At 68.3% G+C, this 17,687-nt stretch carries 14 protein-coding genes and 2 tRNA genes; 1 reads left to right on the top strand and 15 read right to left on the bottom strand.

Annotation, left to right across the window (positions count from 1 at the left end; genetic code table 11):
- Window positions 1-124: 124 nt before the first annotated feature.
- Complete coding sequence (locus J2X34_RS12335; RefSeq protein WP_429517477.1) at window positions 125-499, top strand: nuclear transport factor 2 family protein; 375 nt, start codon at window positions 125-127, stop codon at window positions 497-499.
- 238 nt (window positions 500-737) lie between these two features.
- Here J2X34_RS12335 and J2X34_RS12330 read toward each other — a convergent pair.
- From J2X34_RS12330 to gnd, 15 genes are all read right to left on the bottom strand, one after another.
- Window positions 738-810, bottom strand: a tRNA-Ala gene (locus J2X34_RS12330).
- Between the two features lie 166 nt (window positions 811-976).
- Window positions 977-1,050 (bottom strand) — tRNA-Ile (locus tag J2X34_RS12325).
- Between the two features lie 75 nt (window positions 1,051-1,125).
- Complete coding sequence (locus tag J2X34_RS12320) at window positions 1,126-2,367, bottom strand: DUF3566 domain-containing protein (protein ID WP_429517475.1); 1,242 nt, start codon at window positions 2,365-2,367, stop codon at window positions 1,126-1,128.
- Complete coding sequence (gene gyrA / locus J2X34_RS12315; RefSeq protein WP_429517473.1) at window positions 2,368-4,881, bottom strand: DNA gyrase subunit A; 2,514 nt, start codon at window positions 4,879-4,881, stop codon at window positions 2,368-2,370.
- Window positions 4,882-5,088: 207 nt separating this feature from the next.
- The gene (locus J2X34_RS12310) at window positions 5,089-5,640 is read right to left on the bottom strand and encodes a GTP-binding protein (RefSeq protein WP_114720295.1); all 552 of its coding nucleotides are present in this window, start codon (window positions 5,638-5,640) and stop codon (window positions 5,089-5,091) included.
- Between the two features lie 16 nt (window positions 5,641-5,656).
- Window positions 5,657-6,031 carry a DUF742 domain-containing protein gene (locus tag J2X34_RS12305; protein WP_114720293.1) on the bottom strand — a complete coding sequence of 125 codons (375 nt, stop codon included), beginning with the start codon at window positions 6,029-6,031 and terminating at the stop codon, window positions 5,657-5,659.
- 13 nt (window positions 6,032-6,044) lie between these two features.
- Entirely contained in the window at window positions 6,045-6,467 is a 423-nt protein-coding gene (locus tag J2X34_RS12300; RefSeq protein WP_429517591.1) for a roadblock/LC7 domain-containing protein, read from the bottom strand.
- Between the two features lie 14 nt (window positions 6,468-6,481).
- Window positions 6,482-9,199 (bottom strand): ATP-binding protein, encoded by a 2,718-nt coding sequence (locus tag J2X34_RS12295; RefSeq protein ID WP_429517471.1) that lies wholly within the window; start codon window positions 9,197-9,199, stop codon window positions 6,482-6,484.
- Between the two features lie 331 nt (window positions 9,200-9,530).
- Window positions 9,531-11,564 (bottom strand): DNA topoisomerase (ATP-hydrolyzing) subunit B, encoded by a 2,034-nt coding sequence (gyrB, locus tag J2X34_RS12290; protein WP_114720287.1) that lies wholly within the window; start codon window positions 11,562-11,564, stop codon window positions 9,531-9,533.
- Between the two features lie 266 nt (window positions 11,565-11,830).
- Window positions 11,831-12,772 (bottom strand): alpha/beta fold hydrolase, encoded by a 942-nt coding sequence (locus tag J2X34_RS12285; RefSeq protein WP_114720285.1) that lies wholly within the window; start codon window positions 12,770-12,772, stop codon window positions 11,831-11,833.
- Between the two features lie 36 nt (window positions 12,773-12,808).
- Window positions 12,809-13,930 carry a PDR/VanB family oxidoreductase gene (locus tag J2X34_RS12280; RefSeq protein ID WP_114720283.1) on the bottom strand — a complete coding sequence of 374 codons (1,122 nt, stop codon included), beginning with the start codon at window positions 13,928-13,930 and terminating at the stop codon, window positions 12,809-12,811.
- Window positions 13,927-14,838 (bottom strand): metal-dependent hydrolase, encoded by a 912-nt coding sequence (locus tag J2X34_RS12275; protein ID WP_114720474.1) that lies wholly within the window; start codon window positions 14,836-14,838, stop codon window positions 13,927-13,929. The genes J2X34_RS12280 and J2X34_RS12275 overlap by 4 nt, the downstream gene beginning before the upstream one ends.
- A gap of 119 nt (window positions 14,839-14,957) precedes the next feature.
- Complete coding sequence (locus J2X34_RS12270) at window positions 14,958-15,521, bottom strand: DUF721 family protein (RefSeq protein WP_114720281.1); 564 nt, start codon at window positions 15,519-15,521, stop codon at window positions 14,958-14,960.
- Complete coding sequence (recF, locus tag J2X34_RS12265; protein WP_429517467.1) at window positions 15,518-16,744, bottom strand: DNA replication/repair protein RecF; 1,227 nt, start codon at window positions 16,742-16,744, stop codon at window positions 15,518-15,520. Before recF ends, J2X34_RS12270 begins: the two co-directional genes overlap by 4 nt.
- Window positions 16,744-17,649: a phosphogluconate dehydrogenase (NAD(+)-dependent, decarboxylating) gene (gnd, locus tag J2X34_RS12260; protein WP_114720472.1), complete on the bottom strand. Its 906-nt coding sequence runs from the start codon at window positions 17,647-17,649 to the stop codon at window positions 16,744-16,746. Before gnd ends, recF begins: the two co-directional genes overlap by 1 nt.
- Window positions 17,650-17,687: the final 38 nt, after the last annotated feature.

The following is a 17,687-nucleotide window of genomic DNA, read 5'->3' as shown; positions in this document are numbered from 1 at the left end:
GCTATGCGCGGGAGGACCGCTCCGATCGCCTTCACCCGTTTCGTCATTCGCGGCTGGGGCCATCCGACCGCAGCGCTGCGATACCCTCGCAAACTGAAACAGGTTCCAACTATGGAGGAGCAGCATGGCCGCGTCACCCGAGAGCATCCGGAGCACCGTCGAGAGCTACATCAAGGCTGTCGCGAGCGGCACCGCCGACGACGTCCTGGCGCTGTACGCCGAGGGCGCCAGCGTCGAGGATCCCGTGGGCACCGAGCCCCGCACCACGCGCGAGTCGATCCGTGAGTTCTACGCGATCATCGAGCCGCTGGACCAGGAGGCCGAGCTGGTGACGCTGCGCATCGCGGCCAACACCGCAGCCTTCCACTTCCGTCTGATCACGAAGATCGGCGATCAGACCGTCGAGATCGCACCCATCGACATCATGGAGTTCGACGACGCCGGCAAGATCGTCAGCATGCGCGCCGTCTGGGGCCAGGAAGACATGATCACGGGCTGATCGACCCGCCCGAGCCCCCAGAAGCCCCCCACCGGGCCCCCAGAAGCCCCCCAGCCGCCCTGCTGCGCGCAGAATCGCCGCCCGCGCGCCGTCTACCGCGCAGCGCACCATGTCGCGCGCAGCAGGGCGTGTGCGACGTCCGTCGTGACATGGGACCCGGGAAACGGACCCACGAAGCGGACCCAGGAAACGCAAAAGACGCTCTCCCGAAGGAAAGCGCCTGCGTTGTGAAACTTTGTGGAGCCTAGGAGATTCGAACTCCTGACATCTGCCTTGCAAAGGCAGCGCTCTACCAACTGAGCTAAGGCCCCGTCTGCACTGGTTCCGGAAACCGGATTCAGCGACTTGTGACCTCGTGCCAGACATCTTCACCGTGTCGCTTGGACAGCAACTTGGCAAGCCCGAGAGCCACCAGCAATCCGGCTCCCGCAATCAGGATGACCTTCACGTTGGTAACCCCTTCGTTGGCACGTGGAGTGGGCCTAGGAGGACTTGAACCTCCGACCTCTTCGTTATCAGCGAAGCGCTCTAACCGCCTGAGCTATAGGCCCTTGAACCGGGCAGAAGATTACCCCACCGAAGCGTCGGATACCAAAACGGCTCCGGCGGGGCAGTCTTTTGCCTGGTCAGTCGGGGTCTGCCAAAGTGACCTGCACGCCGCCGACCAGGTCGGAACACAGGTTGTAGATGAACGAACCGATCGTCGCGATCGCTGTGATAAGCACCACATTGATCAGCCCGATCAGGGCCGAGTACCCGAACACCTGACCGGACGTCACCAGTCCACCGCTGCCGGTGTCGGTCACGATCTCGGTGAAGGCACTGTTGAGCCTGTCCCACACGCCCATGCCGTCGAGAACGACGTACAGCAGGCCCACGGCGACCATCCACACGAAGAACAGCGCCACCGAGATCACCAGCGACACCTTGAGCATCGACCACGGGTCGACGCGGCGCACCTGGACCGTCGCCCGCAGTCCCTCACCCTCGGCCGGGGCCGGGGCCGACACGGTGAGCGCGGCAGCGGCCGCCTTGCGGGCCGAGCCGGCTGCAGCCGGGGCACCGGCGGGCACCGGATGCTTCACCGCCGACAGGTCCGGCATGTCCTTCGCCAGATCGGTGCGGGCGATGCTGCGGGTGGGCCCGTCGATGACCGCCGCCTTCGACTTGGCCGCGGCCTTCGCCGCCGCCTTCGCGGTCTGTCCCGCCTCCGGGCCGCCCGCACCCCCCTGCGGCCCGCCAGGGGCCGTAGGAGAGGACGTGGGTGGCTTCGGGGCCGCCGTACCGGTCACGACGGGCCGGGCGGGCCTGCTGGGCCCGGCCGGCGGCTGAGCCTGGGGCTGCGCCGGCGGCTTGGGAGCGGCCGTGCCCGTCACGACGGGCCGGGTGGACTTGGCCGGGGCAGACGGGGCCGCCTTGCCGTTGGTGCTCGGCTTGGCCGGGCCGACGGGAGGCTTGGGCCCCCCGGCCTGACCCGGCGCACCCTGACCCGGCGCACCCTGACCCGGGACGGGACCCGGGCGGCTCAGGTTGGTCTGCGGCACACGCTGCTGTTGCTGCTGTCCCCGCTGCCACGGCGGCGTCTGTCCCGGCCGCTTCTGCTCGGGCGCCTTCTGCTCCGCGGGCTTCTGCTCAGGTGCCTTCTGCTCCGCGGGCTTCTGCTCAGGTGCCTTCTGCTCCGCCGGCCTCTGGACCGGAGGCTTCTGCGGACCCGGACCCTGCGCGGGAGCGCTGCCCTGCGCGGGAGCGGCCGACTCGGCCGACCCCGCAGCAGGATTCGCGTCGGCCGAGCCGGAGGCCGGCTTACCGGGCGTTTCGTCCGGCTTGCCGTCCTTCTTGCCGTCGCCGGGCTGTTGGGGAGTGCTCAACTACGACTCCTTCGCTCCATCGGACGAACCCGCAGCAGCTTCCTCGGGCTCGTCGGCGTTACGCGCGATCGCGAGCAGGGTGTCACCCTCCCCGAGGTTCATCAACCGCACGCCCTTCGTCTGACGGCCGGCCTTACGCACCTGCTTGGCTGCGGTGCGGATGACACCGCCGCCCGAGGTGATCGCGTACAGCTCGTCGTCGTCGTCGACGATGACCGCCCCGACCAGCGTGCCACGTTTCGGGTCGTACTGGATGGTGAGAACGCCCTTTCCGCCGCGACCCTGAGCGACGTAGTCCTCGATGGGCGTGCGCTTGGCGTAGCCACCGGACGTCGCGACCAGCAGGTACGTGCCCTCACGGACCACGTTGAGCGAGAGCAGCTCGTCGTCCTGGTTGAACCGCATGCCCTGCACACCGGACGTCGCGCGGCCCATCGGGCGCAGCGCCTCGTCGGTCGCGGCGAACCGGATCGACTGTCCCTTGGCCGAGACCAGCAGCAGGTCCTCGTCGGACGAGCACAGCACCGCGCCCACCAGTTCGTCCTCGCCGCGCAGGTTCACGGCGACGATGCCGCCGCTGCGGTTGGAGTCGAAGTCGGTGAGCTTGGACTTCTTGACCAGGCCGTTGCGGGTCGCGAGCACCAGGTACGGCGCGTCCTCGTAGGTCTTGATCTGGATGATCTGCGCGATCCGCTCGTCCGGCTGGAACGCCAGCAGGTTCGCGACGTGCTGGCCGCGGGCGGTGCGGCTGGCCTCGGGCAGCTCGTACGCCTTGGCGCGGTACACGCGACCCTTGGTGGTGAAGAACAGGATCCAGTCGTGCGTGGAGCTGACGAAGAAGTGCTTGACCAGGTCGTCCTGCTTGAGCCCGGCACCCTGCACGCCCTTGCCGCCGCGCTTCTGCGAGCGGTACAGGTCGGTTCGGGTCCGCTTGGCGTAGCCGGTCTCGGTGATCGTGACGACGACGTCCTCGCGGGCGATGAGGTCCTCGTCGGTGACATCGCCGTCGGCCGCGATGATCCGGGTGCGGCGGTCGTCGCCGTACTTGTCCACGATCTCCGCGAGCTCGTCCCGCACGATCGCGCGCTGCCGCTCCGGCTTCGCGAGAATGTCCTTGTAGTCGGCGATTTCGAGCTCGATCTCGGCCAACTCGTCGATGATCTTCTGACGCTCGAGAGCGGCCAGGCGACGCAGCTGCATCGCGAGGATCGCGTCGGCCTGGATGTCGTCGACGTCGAGCAGGTTGATCAGGCCGGCGCGGGCGATGTCGACGGTCTGCGACGCGCGGATGAGCGCGATGACCTCGTCGAGCGCGTCCAGTGCCTTGACCAGACCGCGCAGGATGTGGGCCCGCTCCTCGGCCTTGCGCAGCAGGTAGCGCGTGCGTCGGACGATGACCTCGAGCTGGTGGGTGGTGTACAGGCGGATCATCTGGTCCAGGCGCAGGGTGCGCGGCACCCCGTCGACGATGGACAGCATGTTGCAGCCGAAACTGGTCTGCAGCTGCGAGTGCTTGTAGAGGTTGTTCAGCACCACCTTGGCGACGGCGTCACGCTTGATGACGACGACGATTCGCATGCCGACGCGGTCGGACGACTGGTCCTCGATCTTGGAGATGCCGGCGATCTTGCCGTCGCGCACCTGCTCGGCGACCGAGGTGATCAGGTTGTCCGGGTTGACCTGGTAGGGCAGCTCGGTGATGACGATCTGGGTGGCGCCGCGGTCCGACTCCTCGATCTCGACGACACCGCGCATGCGGATCGAGCCGCGACCGGTGCGGTAGGCGTCCTGGATGCCCTGGCCGCCGACGATCAGGCCGGCCGTCGGGAAGTCGGGGCCCTTGACCCGCTCCATGACCGCTTCGAGGGTGGCTTCCTCGTCGGCCTCGTGGTTGTCGAGCGCCCAGTAGATGGCCTCGGCGACCTCGCGCAGGTTGTGCGGCGGGATGTTGGTGGCCATACCGACCGCGATACCGCCGGAACCGTTGATCAGCAGGTTCGGGATACGGCTCGGGAGAACCGTCGGCTCCTGCGTCTTGCCGTCGTAGTTCGGGACGAAATCGACTGTGTCATGGTCGATCTCGCGCACCATCTCCATGGCGAGCGGCGTGAGGCGGCACTCGGTGTAACGCATCGCGGCCGCGCCGTCGTTGCCGCGGGAACCGAAGTTGCCCTGGCCGTCGACCAGCGGGTAGCGCAGCGACCACGGCTGCGCCATGCGCACGAGGGTGTCGTAGATGGAGCTGTCGCCGTGCGGATGGTAGTTACCCATCGTGTCGGCGACCGGGCGCGCGGACTTCACGTAGCCGCGGTCCGGGCGGTAGCCGTTGTCGTACATCGCGTACAGGACGCGGCGGTGCACGGGCTTGAGGCCGTCGCGCACGTCGGGCAGCGCGCGGCCCACGATCACGCTCATCGCGTAGTCGATGTAGCTGGACTGCATCTCCTGCTGGATGTCCACCGGCTCGATGCGGTCGTGCCCCGATTCCTCCGGCGGCAACGTGGTGTCAGTCATCGGCTCCTCTTCTTCTCAGCAAAACGGTCCTGGTAGAGCCTGTGGACCCTGGGCGTGCGAAGCGTTGAAGCTCGATGGCTCCGATGCCAGGCACGCGCAACCCGTCAAGTCTATAGGTGCAGGTCAGCCAGACCTGGCAGCACTCGCTGATTGCCCGGCCTTCCGCGTCGAGTCGGATGCGCCGGCGAAGCTGGTGCCGGCGGGGTTCTACCCGACCGTCTGACCGAGCCGGGTGAGCGCGTACTGGGTGATCGCGACCAACGCGGCCTTCGCCGACTCCCGGTTGCGGGCGTCGATGGACAGGATCGGCACCTGCGCCGACACCGCGAGGGCCTGACGAATCTCCTCGAGTGGGTACCGCGGCGCGTCGTCGAACTCGTTGACCGCGACCACGAACGGCAGGTTGCGGGCCTCGAAATAGTCGACCGCGGCGAACGACTCGTCCAGTCTGCGGGTGTCGATCAACACGATCGCACCGATCGCACCGCGGATCAGGTCGTCCCACATGAACCAGAACCGCTGCTGTCCCGGCGTTCCGAACAGATACAGGACCAGGTCCGGTGCGAGGCTGATACGCCCGAAGTCCATCGCCACGGTGGTGGTCGACTTCTGTGGGGTGGCCGTGAGATTGTCCACACCGTCGGAGGCGTTGGTGACCAGCGCCTCCGTCCGCAGCGGGACGATCTCCGACACCGCGCCGACGAGAGTGGTCTTGCCGACGCCGAAGCCGCCCGCAATGACGATCTTGGTCGAGGTCACCCGGTTGCGCTCAGAGCTAGATGTTCCGTAGTCCACCGAGGACCCTTTCGATAAGTTCGCGACGTTCGGTGTCGCTCGCGTCGTCTTGGAGAGTTGCCAGGATCCGCAGGTGACCGGACTCGACGAGATCGGCGACGAGCACCCGTGCCACACCGATCGGCACACCCACTCGGGCGGCGATCTCGGCCACCGACGGCGACTGCGCGCACAGCGCAATGATCGTCGCCTCGATGTCTCCCAGGTCCGGGGTCTGATAATCCCGGGGCGGAAGCGCCTGGATCAGAGCCTCCAGCGCCAGTTCCACCGCCGGTTTCGTCCGGCCGGAAGTGAGCGAGTACGGGCGCACCAGGCTCGGCCCGCGCTCGCTCACCTCGTCGTACTCGTCGTTCATGGCCACGGTCCGGTCAGGATCCGAACATCGATCGCGGCGTGGCCTGCACGGAGCTGCCGACCCGCTCGACCAGCAGTGCCATCTCGTAGCCGACCTGCCCGATGTCGCACGACGAGGAGGTCAGCGCGGCCAGGTGCGATCCGTCGCCGACGCTCATCAGCAACAGGTAGCCGCGCTGCATCTCGACGACCGACTGCAGGACTCCGCCACCGTCGAAGAGGTTCGACACCCCCGCGGACAGGCTGGCAAGCCCGGAGGTGACCGCCGCGAGCTGCTCCGCACGATCGAGCGGCAGATGCTCGCTGCCCGCCATGAGCAGGCCGTCCGCGGACACCAGCACGGCGTGCGAGACGCCCGGGATCTCCCTGGCGAAATTCGAGACCAACCAGTCGAGCGGGCGGGCGCCGCCGGAGCCGTGATCCCCGTTCGACACCATTCCCTGATCGATACTCATCTGTCTCCTCCGATACTGGCGCGGTCGGCCGAGCTCACTGCGCGGCCCTCGCGAGTTCCCTTTTGGTGGCGGCTCAGGTTCTCACGGACGGCTTCCGGGTCACGCAGCCGCGACCGGTTCGCGCCCCGGTCGCCGGCGTCGACCCCGCCCGGCACCAGCCGATGTCCCGGCTTACGCTGCGGCAGACCCGATTCGGTCCTGGCCTCGACCGGGGCCTCACTGGCCCGGTGTGCGGCGGTCCAACCCTGGTCGGCGGCCGACGTCCATTCGAACTTGCCGAGATTCTCCGACTCGGTCGGATCCGTGAGCCAGTCCGTGACCATGCCGGAGAAGATCGGCGTTCCGGTGGTCGTAACGTCCTGGGACGGAGCCACATTCGGACGCGGCTGGAAGAACGACGCGGTCTTGGCAGCGTTGCTCAGGTAACGGTGACGCCTTGCGGGCGGCGTGATGTCGACCGACTGGGCGCCCGGGGACTCGGTGGAGTCGGTACTGCCGAAAGCCGGTGCGGCGGGCTCGGACACGGGCGGCAGCGGCGCGGACGGAGGCGTCGGCGGAGCCGAATACTGTTCCTCGGGCGCGTGGTGCACGGGAGCGGGATCCACCGGCAGTGGCGCGGGAACGGCGGCGCCGGGAGTGCGCCGCGGCAGTTCCGTCGCGCCGGGAGTGCGCCGCGGCAGCTCCGTCGCACCGGGAGTGCGCCGCGGCAGGGCGCTCGTCGGGTTCGCCGCGGGCACCGGCTCCTGCCGGGCGGGTTCGGCGACCAGTTGCGGCATCTCGCCGGAGTGGACGATGGTCACCTGCGGCAGCCCGGCGGTGCCCACGCGCGGGACCGGACCGGTCTGCGGCATCTCGAGCTGCGAGACCAGCAGGGTGTCGGGAATGTGCACGCTCACGGTGACACCCTGATCGGACGCGGACTCGTATGTCCGCCGCAGGCGGACCGTGAGCCGGTGGCGGGCCGCGAGCCGGCTGACCACGAACAGGCCCATGTGCCGGGCCGTCTCCGGACCGACCGCGCCACCCGATGCGAGACGCTCGTTGATCTCGTCCAGTTGTTCTGCGGGAATACCGATTCCACTGTCCTCGATCTCGAGGAGCACCCCGCCGTCGACGGCACGCGCGAACGTGATCCACACCTTGCTGTCCGGCGGGGAGGCACGCAGCGCATTGTCGAGCAGTTCGGCGAGCAGATGCGCGACGTCGGCCGCGACCGCACCGCTCAATGCGCCGTTCGGAGTGGACCCGAGCTGCACCCGCTGATAGTTCTCGACCTCGGACATCGCGGCGCGCACCGTGTCGCCGATCTGCACGGGGGCGGACTGGGCGCGTCGGACCCGGTTACCGGACAGGATCAGCAGGTTGTCGCCGTTGCGGCGCATGCGGGCCGCGAGATGGTCGAGCCGGAACAGACTCTCGAGCCGCTTGGGGTCCTTCTCCTCGAATTCGAGGTTCTCGATCAGGCCCAACTGCTGGTCGACCAGCGACTTGCTGCGCCGGGCCAGGGTCTCGAACATGTCGCCGATCTGCAGCCGGAGGTGCGCCTGCTCGCCGGCGAGCCGGAGTGCCTGACCGTGCATGTCGTCGACGGCGCGCGCGAGCTGGCCGATCTCCTCGGTGGTGTGCACCGGGATCGGTTCGAAGTCGGTGACCGCGGAGCCGTCGCCGACCTTGATCCGTTCGATCGCCTCGGGCAGGTCCACGTTGGCCACCTCGAGCGTTCCGCGCCGGAGTCGGCGGATCGGGCGGATCAGCGACCGGGCGACCAGCACACCCAGCACGATCGTCGCGAGGAGCGTCAGAAGCACCACGACCGCGGCGCGCAACGCTGCGGCGGAAGTCTCGTCGGCGCGTGCGGCCACCGTGTCAGCGATGGTGTTGGATGTCTTCGCGACGAGGCCGGTGTAGTTGTCGACGCTCGCGTACAACAGATCACGCATCTGGAACTGGATCTGGCTGGCCGGAGAGTTGATGATCAGGTCGAGACGAGCCCTCCCTGAATCCCGCGTCTTCTCGAGCACCGGCACCGAGTCCGGGTACGCGCGCATCATGGCGTCGATCAGCGCGAGCTCCGCACCGCCCGCGGCGACCATCGCGCTCGGCGGCTTGGAGGTGTCCATGAGGTGGGTCATCATGCCGGCGACCTGGTCCGTCAGGGCCTGCTGCGCACCAGCCAGGTCGTGCAGGTGACGGAAGGCAACGATGACGGTGGGGTCGTCGATGGGTCCGACGATCTCGTCGACGACGCGCATCAGGTCTTCGCGAACCTTCGCGGTCTCGGCCGGCAGGTTCGGGCGAGCCACGGTGCCGGACTCGATGTCGGCCACGAGGCTCTCGACCACGACCAGTGAGGACCGCACCAGGTCGGCCAGGTCGGCGGGCATCGCGGGATTGTCAGCGGCGGCGTGAGCCGCGACGACCGATTCGTTGAAGTCCCCGAGGTCAGATTTCTTGAACGTACCGGCCGCGTAGCCGGCGGAGAGCAGGCCGAATTCGTTGCTGAGCGTGACGATGTCGGGAACACCCGCGACCCGGTCCGCAGTGTTGCTGTATCTCACTGCACGACTGAACTCGTCCTTCACCTGCAGACCGCCCAGCACCATTGCCACGGTGATCGGGAGTGCCACCACCGCGGTGACCTTCCAGCGCAGACCCCAGCCCTCGAGGTTCCACAGCCTCCCCAGCCTGCTGACAGGCGGCGATTGGGTCTTCATCGTCCAAGCTCACTTTCCACCCAGGTCCAGCACAAGATGCCGCGCTCGTGCCCTCCCCCGGACCACAGAACAAGTTTCGCCGGAGGGAGTCGAGGACAGCCCTGGGCGGTTCCGGAGTCTAAATGCTCCGGGACGCCAGGCAGAGCCTTATCGTTCCCGAGTCGATATCGTGTCGTGATTCATGTGGACGACCGACCCCCGCGCTGTTCGGTCGACCCCGACCGAACAGGCACAGTGATACCGGCGTGCCCTACTACCTTCACCGGATAGCGCCGAGCCGGGCGCTAAAGTGATAGACATCACAAAACGCCCGGCTCGGTAGGGTGGTCACTCAGACGTCGAGGAAACGGACATCCTTGGCGTTGCGGGTGATGAAGCTACGACGCGCCTCCACGTCCTCGCCCATCAGCACGCTGAACAGCTCGTCGGCGGCCGCGGCGTCGTCGAGGGTGACCTGACGCAGCACCCGGACGCTCGGATCCATCGTGGTCTCCCACAGCTCCTTGGCGTTCATCTCGCCCAGGCCCTTGTAGCGCTGGATGCCGTCGTCCTTGTTGATCTTCTTGCCCGACGCCAGACCGGCCTCGAGCAGGCCGTCGCGCTCGCGGTCGGAGTACGCGAACTCCGGCGCGGAACCCTTCTGCCACTTGAGCTTGTACAGCGGCGGCTGCGCCAGGTACACGTGGCCCTGCTCGACGAGCGGACGCATGAACCGGAACAGCAGCGTCAGCAGCAGCGTCGCGATGTGCTGGCCGTCGACGTCGGCGTCGGCCATCAGCACGATCTTGTGGTACCGCAGCTTGGCGATGTCGAACTCGTCGTGGATGCCGGTACCGAACGCGGTGATGATCGACTGGACCTCGGCGTTCTTGAGGACGCGGTCGATGCGGGCCTTCTCGACGTTGATGATCTTGCCGCGCAGCGGCAGGATCGCCTGGTACATCGAGTCACGGCCGGACTTGGCCGAGCCGCCTGCGGAGTCGCCCTCCACGATGTAGATCTCGCACTTGCTCGGATCGTTGGAGCGGCAGTCGGCGAGCTTGCCGGGCAGGCCGCCGATGTCGGTGGCGCTCTTGCGGCGGACCAGCTCACGCGCCTTGCGGGCCGCGGTCCGGGCCTGCGCCGACGACACCGCCTTGGTGACGATGGTCTTGGCGTCCGCGGGGTTGGACTCGAACCAGTGCGCGATGTTCTCGTTGCAGGCCTTCTGCACGAACGACTTGACCTCGGTGTTGCCGAGCTTGGTCTTGGTCTGGCCCTCGAACTGCGGCTCGGCGACCTTCACCGAGATGATCGCGGCGAGACCCTCGCGGATGTCGTCACCGGTGAGCTCCGGATCCTTGTCCTTGACGAGCTTCTTGTCCTTCGCGTACTTCTTCACGACCGAGGTGAGCGCCGCACGGAAGCCCTCCTCGTGGGTGCCGCCCTCGTGGGTGTTGATGGTGTTCGCGAACGTGTGCACCGACTCCGAGTAGCCGGAGTTCCACTGCATCGCGATCTCGAGCTCGTGTCCGGTGCCCTTCGCCGTGAATCCGACGACCGAGTTGTGGATCGGCTGCTTGGTGCGGTTGATGAACCGCACGTAGTCCTCGAGGCCGCCCGGGTAGTGGTAGACGCGGGACTTGACCTTGGGCGTCGGCGCGGCCGCCGCCTCCTCGGTCTCGGAGGCGGTCTTGGGGGCCTCGGCGGTGACGCTGACGACGTCGTCGGTGATCTCCTCCTCGGCGACGCGCTCGTCGGTGAGGGTGATGGTGAGGCCCTTGTTGAGGAAGGCCATCTCCTGCAGGCGGCGCGCGACCGTCTCGAAGTTGTAGGTGGTGGTCTCGAAGATCTCGGGATCCGCCCAGAACCGGACGGTGGTGCCGGTCTCGTTCGTCGGCTCGCCCTGCACCAGCGGACCGGGCTTGGCGTGGTCGTACGTCTGTGACCAGTGGTAACCGTCGACGTTGATGTCGACCTCGACCTTGGTCGAGAGCGCGTTCACGACCGAGATGCCGACGCCGTGCAGGCCACCGGACACCGCGTAGGCGTCGGAGTCGAACTTGCCGCCCGCGTGCAGCTGGGTCATGACGACCTCGACGGTGGGAGCACCGGAGGCATGCATCGCGACGGGGATACCGCGGCCGTCGTCGACGACCTGGATGCCGCCGTCCTCGAGCAGGGTCACCTCGACCTTGCTCGCGTAGCCGGCCATCGCCTCGTCGACCGAGTTGTCGACGACCTCCCAGATCAGGTGGTGCAGGCCGCGTTCACCGGTGGAACCGATGTACATGCCGGGACGCTTGCGGACGGCTTCCAGTCCTTCGAGGACGGTGATGGAGGAAGCGCCGTAGGTGTTGCTCTTGTCTGACTTCTGGGCAGCCACGGGTGGGTAGCTCTCCTTCTCCGTAGTGTGCCGACACGGCTCTACACTGCGCTTCGAGACACGGTGGCCGTAAGTTCCCTGAGGTCTCTGTCGAGGTCTCTGTTGAGGTCTCTGTCGGCCACGCACAACGAAGCACCGCGAGCGGTGTGTCGAGATTCGCCGCTAGTTACCCGACCATCTTACGTGTACGTGCAGACATACAGGGCGCCTAACACACCCCCAGCTGCCCCGCAGACGACTTTTCTCGGCCCCCGGCGGGTGAAACCCTAGGCGGAACCGGCCCCGAGGCTGTCGGTTGCGGTGTCCCCGCGAAGATCATCGACGAACTCGGCGGTCAGTCGGGCCACGTCGCGCCCGTGGGAAACGGGCGACCAGTGCCCGGCCGGCAACTCACGTCGCCGCAGGTCCGAGACCCACCGCCCGGTGTCCTCGTAACCCACCGGACGCACCGCCAGGTCCCGCCGGTTCAGGATCAGCTGCACCGGGACGTCGGTGCGCCGCTCCCGCGGGTGACGCAGCCGCGGCCGGATGTTGGCTCGATACCGCTTGAGCCCGGTCACCATGTCCGAGCGCAGCGTCGGCGCCGGCCGGACCAGCGACGGGTCCATCCGATCGAAGAACCGCAGGAACATGGGCCAGATCCGCCACAGCCCCAGCCGGAACGGCAGCGTGCCGACCCCCGGGATCTGGAACAGCACCGTGTACGCCGACGCCGCGGCCTGTGCGAGCGGTCCGGCCACCCGGCCCTGCGCCAGCGAGCGCCGCATCCACGCACCCAGGTGGTCGAGGTTCGGTCCCGAGATGGACGTGTACGACGCGATCCGCCGCTCCGCCCCCGGCTCGCACACCGCCTCCCACGACTCCACCGCGCCCCAGTCGTGCGCGAGCACGTGCACCGGCGCGTCGGGGCTGACAGCGTCGATCACCGCGAACAGGTCCTTCGCCAGCTCCGGCAGCGCGTACGCCGACACCGCGGTCGGCGCGGAGCTGGCCCCGGCGCCGCGGGTGTCGTAGCTGACGATCCGGAACCGGTCCGCCAGATGCGGGATCACGTGCTGCCACAGCTCGTGGGTGTCGGGCCAGCCGTGCACCAGCACGAAGGTCTCGCCGTCCGGGTTTCCCTGCTCGAAGACCGCGAGTCGGACGGCGCCGTTGGTGACGAGCCGGGGTGGCACTGAGCCGGGGTCGACGGAGTGCGGCGTGCTCATGGAAGTTCCTCTCGGTCAAGCCTTTCGGCTCACGGATCAGAGATCGAGGATGAGGCGTCCGCCGTCGGCGCGGGAGACACAGATCAGCATCTGGTCCTGCTGTTCCTCGGGTGTCAGACGCGATTCGCGGTGGTCCGGTGTCCCCGACAGCACCCGCACCCGGCACGTGCCGCAGAACCCCTGCCGGCACGAGTAGCCGACACCGGGCAGTCGTTCCCGGATCACCTCGAGCGCCGATTCGTCGGCCGGCACATCCAGCACCTCCCCGGTGCTCACCAACTGCACCTCGAACGGCTGGCCGTCGAGAACCGGTGGCGCGCCGAACCGTTCGAAGTGCAGCGCCTTGGCACCCGAGGTGGCGAAGCCGCCGCGGACGGCGTCGAGCATCGGGGTGGGACCGCAGCAGTACACCGCTCCCCCCGCCGGTGCGCGGCCCAGCAGGTCGGTCGTGGTGGGCAGGCCGAACTCGTCGTCGGGGCGGACGAACACCCGATCCGCCTCCCACGACGCGATCTCCTCGAGGAACGGCATGGACTCGCGTGAACGCCCGGAATAGACGAACTGCCAGTCCATTCCGGCCTCCCGTGCGGCACGCACCATCGCGATGATCGGCGTGATGCCGATACCGCCGGCGACGAAAAGGGCCGCGCCCTCGGGGACGAACGGGAAGCCGTTACGCGGACCGCGCACCGTGACGGTGGTGCCCGGGGTCAGCCCGTGCATCTCGGTCGACCCGCCCCCACCGTCGGGAATCGAGCGGACCGCGATGCGATAGTGCCGGCGATCGGCCGGGTCTCCGCACAGCGAGTACTGGCGTCGCCGGCCCGACGGCAGATGGAAGTCGAGGTGACAGCCCGGTTGCCACGTCGGCACGTCACCGCCGTCCACGGCCGCGAACGTCAGGGCCGCGACGTTCTCGTCCTCGGCGACGATCGTGCGCTCGGTGACGACGAGCGTCATCGCGGTGTCCGGGTTGTGACCCGCCACGGCCGGGTCGTAGTCGTACGCGGTGAGCACGCGCAGGTACTTGTCCGCGACGGCCTCGACGATCGTCATGGCACGGTCGGGACGGTCACGGCCCTGCAGGTCGGCCGGCGGCGCCGGTCGGGTGAGGGCCTCGTGAGCGGTGAGCAGGTCGCGCACGCGGGGCAGTTTCACCGCGAGGCCGCCCGCGCCGCCGGGGAGGACGCCAGGTAGGCCACGGCCTGGGCCGTGGAGCCCTCCTTGCCCGGGTGGTAGTCACGACGGAAGTAGGTCGACATCCTTTTGCCGAGTTCCGTTGCGGTGGGCAGGGTTCCACGTCGGCCGGCGGCGACGAAGTCGGACATCCGCGGACGGCGACGGCTCGGTGCCCAGTTCGCGAGTTCGGGATCGTTGCGCATCAGGAAGCGGGTGCCGCGCACCCACAGCCACACGATCATCGGTGTCGCGATCAGCTGGGTGCGGATCCGGCGCGACTCGCGCTTGTCGAAGTAACGCATCACGTCGTAGGCGACCGAGCGGTGCTCCACCTCCTCGGCGCCGTGCCAGCGCAGCAGATCCAGCATCGTCGGGTGGATGCCGGCGCGGTCGAGCCCGTCGGCGTTGAGCACCCAGTCCCCCAGGAACGCGGTGATGTGTTCGACGGCCGCGATGATCGCGAGACGCTCGATGAGGTGGTTCTCGGCGCGGCGACCGGTGAGCGGCCTGGGGCCGAGCAGCTTCCGGAACGCCCAGTGCATCTGTTCGGTGTAGGGCGTCGGATCCAGGCCGTTCGCCCGCAGGTGCTCGAGTACGCCGGTGTGAGCGCCCGCGTGCATCGCCTCCTGGCCGATGAATCCGACGACGTCCTCGCGGAGCCTGTCGTCCTCGATGAGGGGCAGGGCCTCCTTGTACGTCTCGACGAACCACTCCTCGCCCGCCGGCAGCAGCAGGTGCAGGACGTTGAGCACGTGGGTGCTGAACGGGTCACCGGGAATCCAGTGCATCGGCAGGTCGGACCAGTCGAACTCGACGTTGCGGGCCTGCAGAAGGATGTGCTCCGGCTCCGCGGTGGCGGGCGTATGCGCGGTGTGCGTTACGGACATGACCACTCCCAGGTACTGACGCGGATCGCGTCCGCCGCACCACGGCAGCATCGTGACCCAGTTCACTCACTCGACGAAGTGGCGTAACTGTAACACGGAGTTATAGGTAAACCTAGGGCTCAGCCGTAGGTGTCCCGCGGGCCCCGACCGGAAATGTGCCGATCGCCCTTTCTCCAGCTAGGAGCGGTGGGACCGGTGATCCGCAGCGACTTCACGACACCGTGCCCGACGGCCGCCGCGATCTTCGCGAGGATCTGCGACTGCATCATCCGCAGCTGCGTCGCCCACGCCGTCGACTCCGCCGACACGCTGAGAACGCCCTCCCGCAGACCGGTCGGCTCGGCGTGCGCCGCGATGTCCGCGCCCACGACGTCGACCCAGCGGCCCATCACGGTGCCCTCGGATACCCGCGGCGACCAGCCGCGCTGCTTGGCGATGGCGCCGGCGAGCGCACCGAACGGCTGCGGATCGCGGTCGTCCGGTCCGGCCCCCGACCAGCTCTTCCGACGGCGAGACCGCAACGCCCGGATGCCGCCGCCGCGCGGCGACGACCGCCCCTGTCCGACGGCCTTGCCGTTGGCCTTGGCCGCGGCGCGCGCCTCCTCGAGCGCCCGCCGGGCCAGGTCGATGCCCTTGAGCTCCGGCTGCGGACCGGACTGGGTCTCGGGCTGCTCGTCGGTCATAGTTCGCCTCCCGTCGTGGTGATCCGGCCGAGCGCGGTGATCTGCGAGATCCGGCCCCGCTCGGTGTCGTGCGCCTGCACCCCGAAGCGGGTCGCGGACAGCTCGTCCGGCACGTCCTCGGCCACCGCGGCGGTGATGAGCACCTGCTCTGCCTCGGCCGCCACGCCCGCTAGCGCGGTCCGGCGCTTGCGGTCCAGCTCGGCGAACACGTCGTCGAGCATCAGGACCGGGTCGCTGCCGTCGTCACGCAGCAGGAAGAACGCGCCCAGTCGCATCGACAGCGCGAACGACCACGATTCACCATGGCTGGCAAAGCCTTTCGCGGGCTGGTCGCCGAGATACAGCTCGAGGTCGTCGCGGTGCGGGCCTACCAGGCACACCCCGCGTTCGATCTCCCGCTGCCGCATCACCGACAGCTCGTGCAGAAAGCTCGCCTCGAGCAGTTCCACGTCCTCACGTTCGGGTTCCCTTGTCGGATCCAACAATTCGGGAGGAAGCGAGGTACCGAGACTGCTGCGATAGCGCACCGACGCCGGCCGCGACTCGGGGGCCAGCGAGCGGTACGACGTCACCAGGTGCGGGGCGAGGTCGTGCACCAGACGCAGCCGCGCCTCGAGCAGTTGGGCGCCGTGCACCGCGAGATGCCCGTCCCAGACATCAAGTGTGGCAAGAGCGCTCGCGCCGTCGGTCGATCTGGACCCGCGGCGCAACGCACCACCCGCGGTCTTGAGCAGGGCCGACCGTTGGCGCAGTACCTTGTCGTAGTCGGCACGCACCGCGGCCATCCGCGGGATTCGCGAGGTCAGCAGTTCGTCGAGGAATCGCCGGCGGTCACCCGGATCGCCACGGACGAGGGACAGGTCCTCGGGCGCGAACAACACCGTCTGCAGGATCCCGACGATCTCCCGAGGTCGGCGGACCGGAGACTGGTTGATCCGGGCCCGGTTGGCCTTACCGTCGTTGATCTCGATGTCGATACCCAGCTCACGGCCGTGGTTGACCACGATCGCCCCCGCGTACGCCTGGGCGGCGCCCGCCCGGATCAGCGGGGCATCGGCCGACACCCGGTGCGACGACAGCGTCGACAGATACCCCAGCGCCTCGAGCAGGTTGGTCTTGCCGTGCCCGTTGCGGCCGACGAACACGGTGGCACCGGGCTCGAGATCGACGGTCACGGCGTCCCACGACCGGAAATCACGGAGGGAGAACTGGCGGACGAACACTAGCCTCGGGTCGCCGTTCCCGAATCCGCAGCCCGCACGGCATGCCCGCCGAACTGGTTCCGCAGCGCCGACACGGCCTTCATGGCCGGGGAATCGGTCTGACGCGACGCGAACCGTGCGAACAGCGCGGCGGAGATCACCGGCGCGGGGACCGCGTGGTCCAGTGCCTCCTGGACCGTCCAGCGCCCCTCGCCGGAATCCTCTGTGTACCCGGAGATCTCGGCGAAACCGGGGTCCTCGGCGAGCGCCTTCACCAGCAGGTCGAGCAGCCACGACCGGACGACAGTGCCGTGCGTCCAGGCCTGCAGCACGCCGGGCACGTCGGTGATCAGGTCCTCGGCCTCGAGCAGTTCGTAGCCCTCGGCGTACGCCTGCATCAGCCCGTACTCGACGCCGTTGTGGACCATCTTGGCGTAGTGACCGGCACCGACCGGTCCCGCATGGACGAATCCGCCGGCCCGGTCGCCGTCGGGACGCAGCGCGTCGAAGATCGGCATCGCCCGGGCCACGTCGGCGTCCGAGCCGCCCACCATGAGGCCGTAGCCCTCGTCGAGACCCCAGATACCGCCGGAGACACCACAATCCAGGTATCCGATGCCGTGGGACTCGAGCAGATCCGCGTGCATCCGATCGTCGGTGTGGCGGGAGTTCCCGCCGTCGATCACCAGATCACCGGACTCGAGTACCGTCGCCAGGTCCGCCACGGTGCGGCGGGTGATCTCGCCGGCAGGCACCATCACCCACACCACGCGGGGACCGGACAGGCGCGACGCCAACTCGGCGAGCGAGGAGACGTCGCTCACCTCGGGCCGCGGGTCGTAGCCGACCACGTCGTGCCCGCGGTCACGCAGACGCGCGCGCATGTTGAAGCCCATCTTGCCGAGTCCGACCAGTCCGAGCTGCATCGTGAGATGTCCCTCCACTAGTGGTGATTCGAGCGGGG

It is taken from the genome of Rhodococcus sp. BE178 (assembly GCF_050433545.1).
In the GTDB taxonomy this organism is placed as follows: domain Bacteria; phylum Actinomycetota; class Actinomycetes; order Mycobacteriales; family Mycobacteriaceae; genus Prescottella.
The sequence above is the reverse complement of the archived record's forward strand: the minus strand, read 5'-3'. Positions and strand labels throughout refer to the sequence as shown.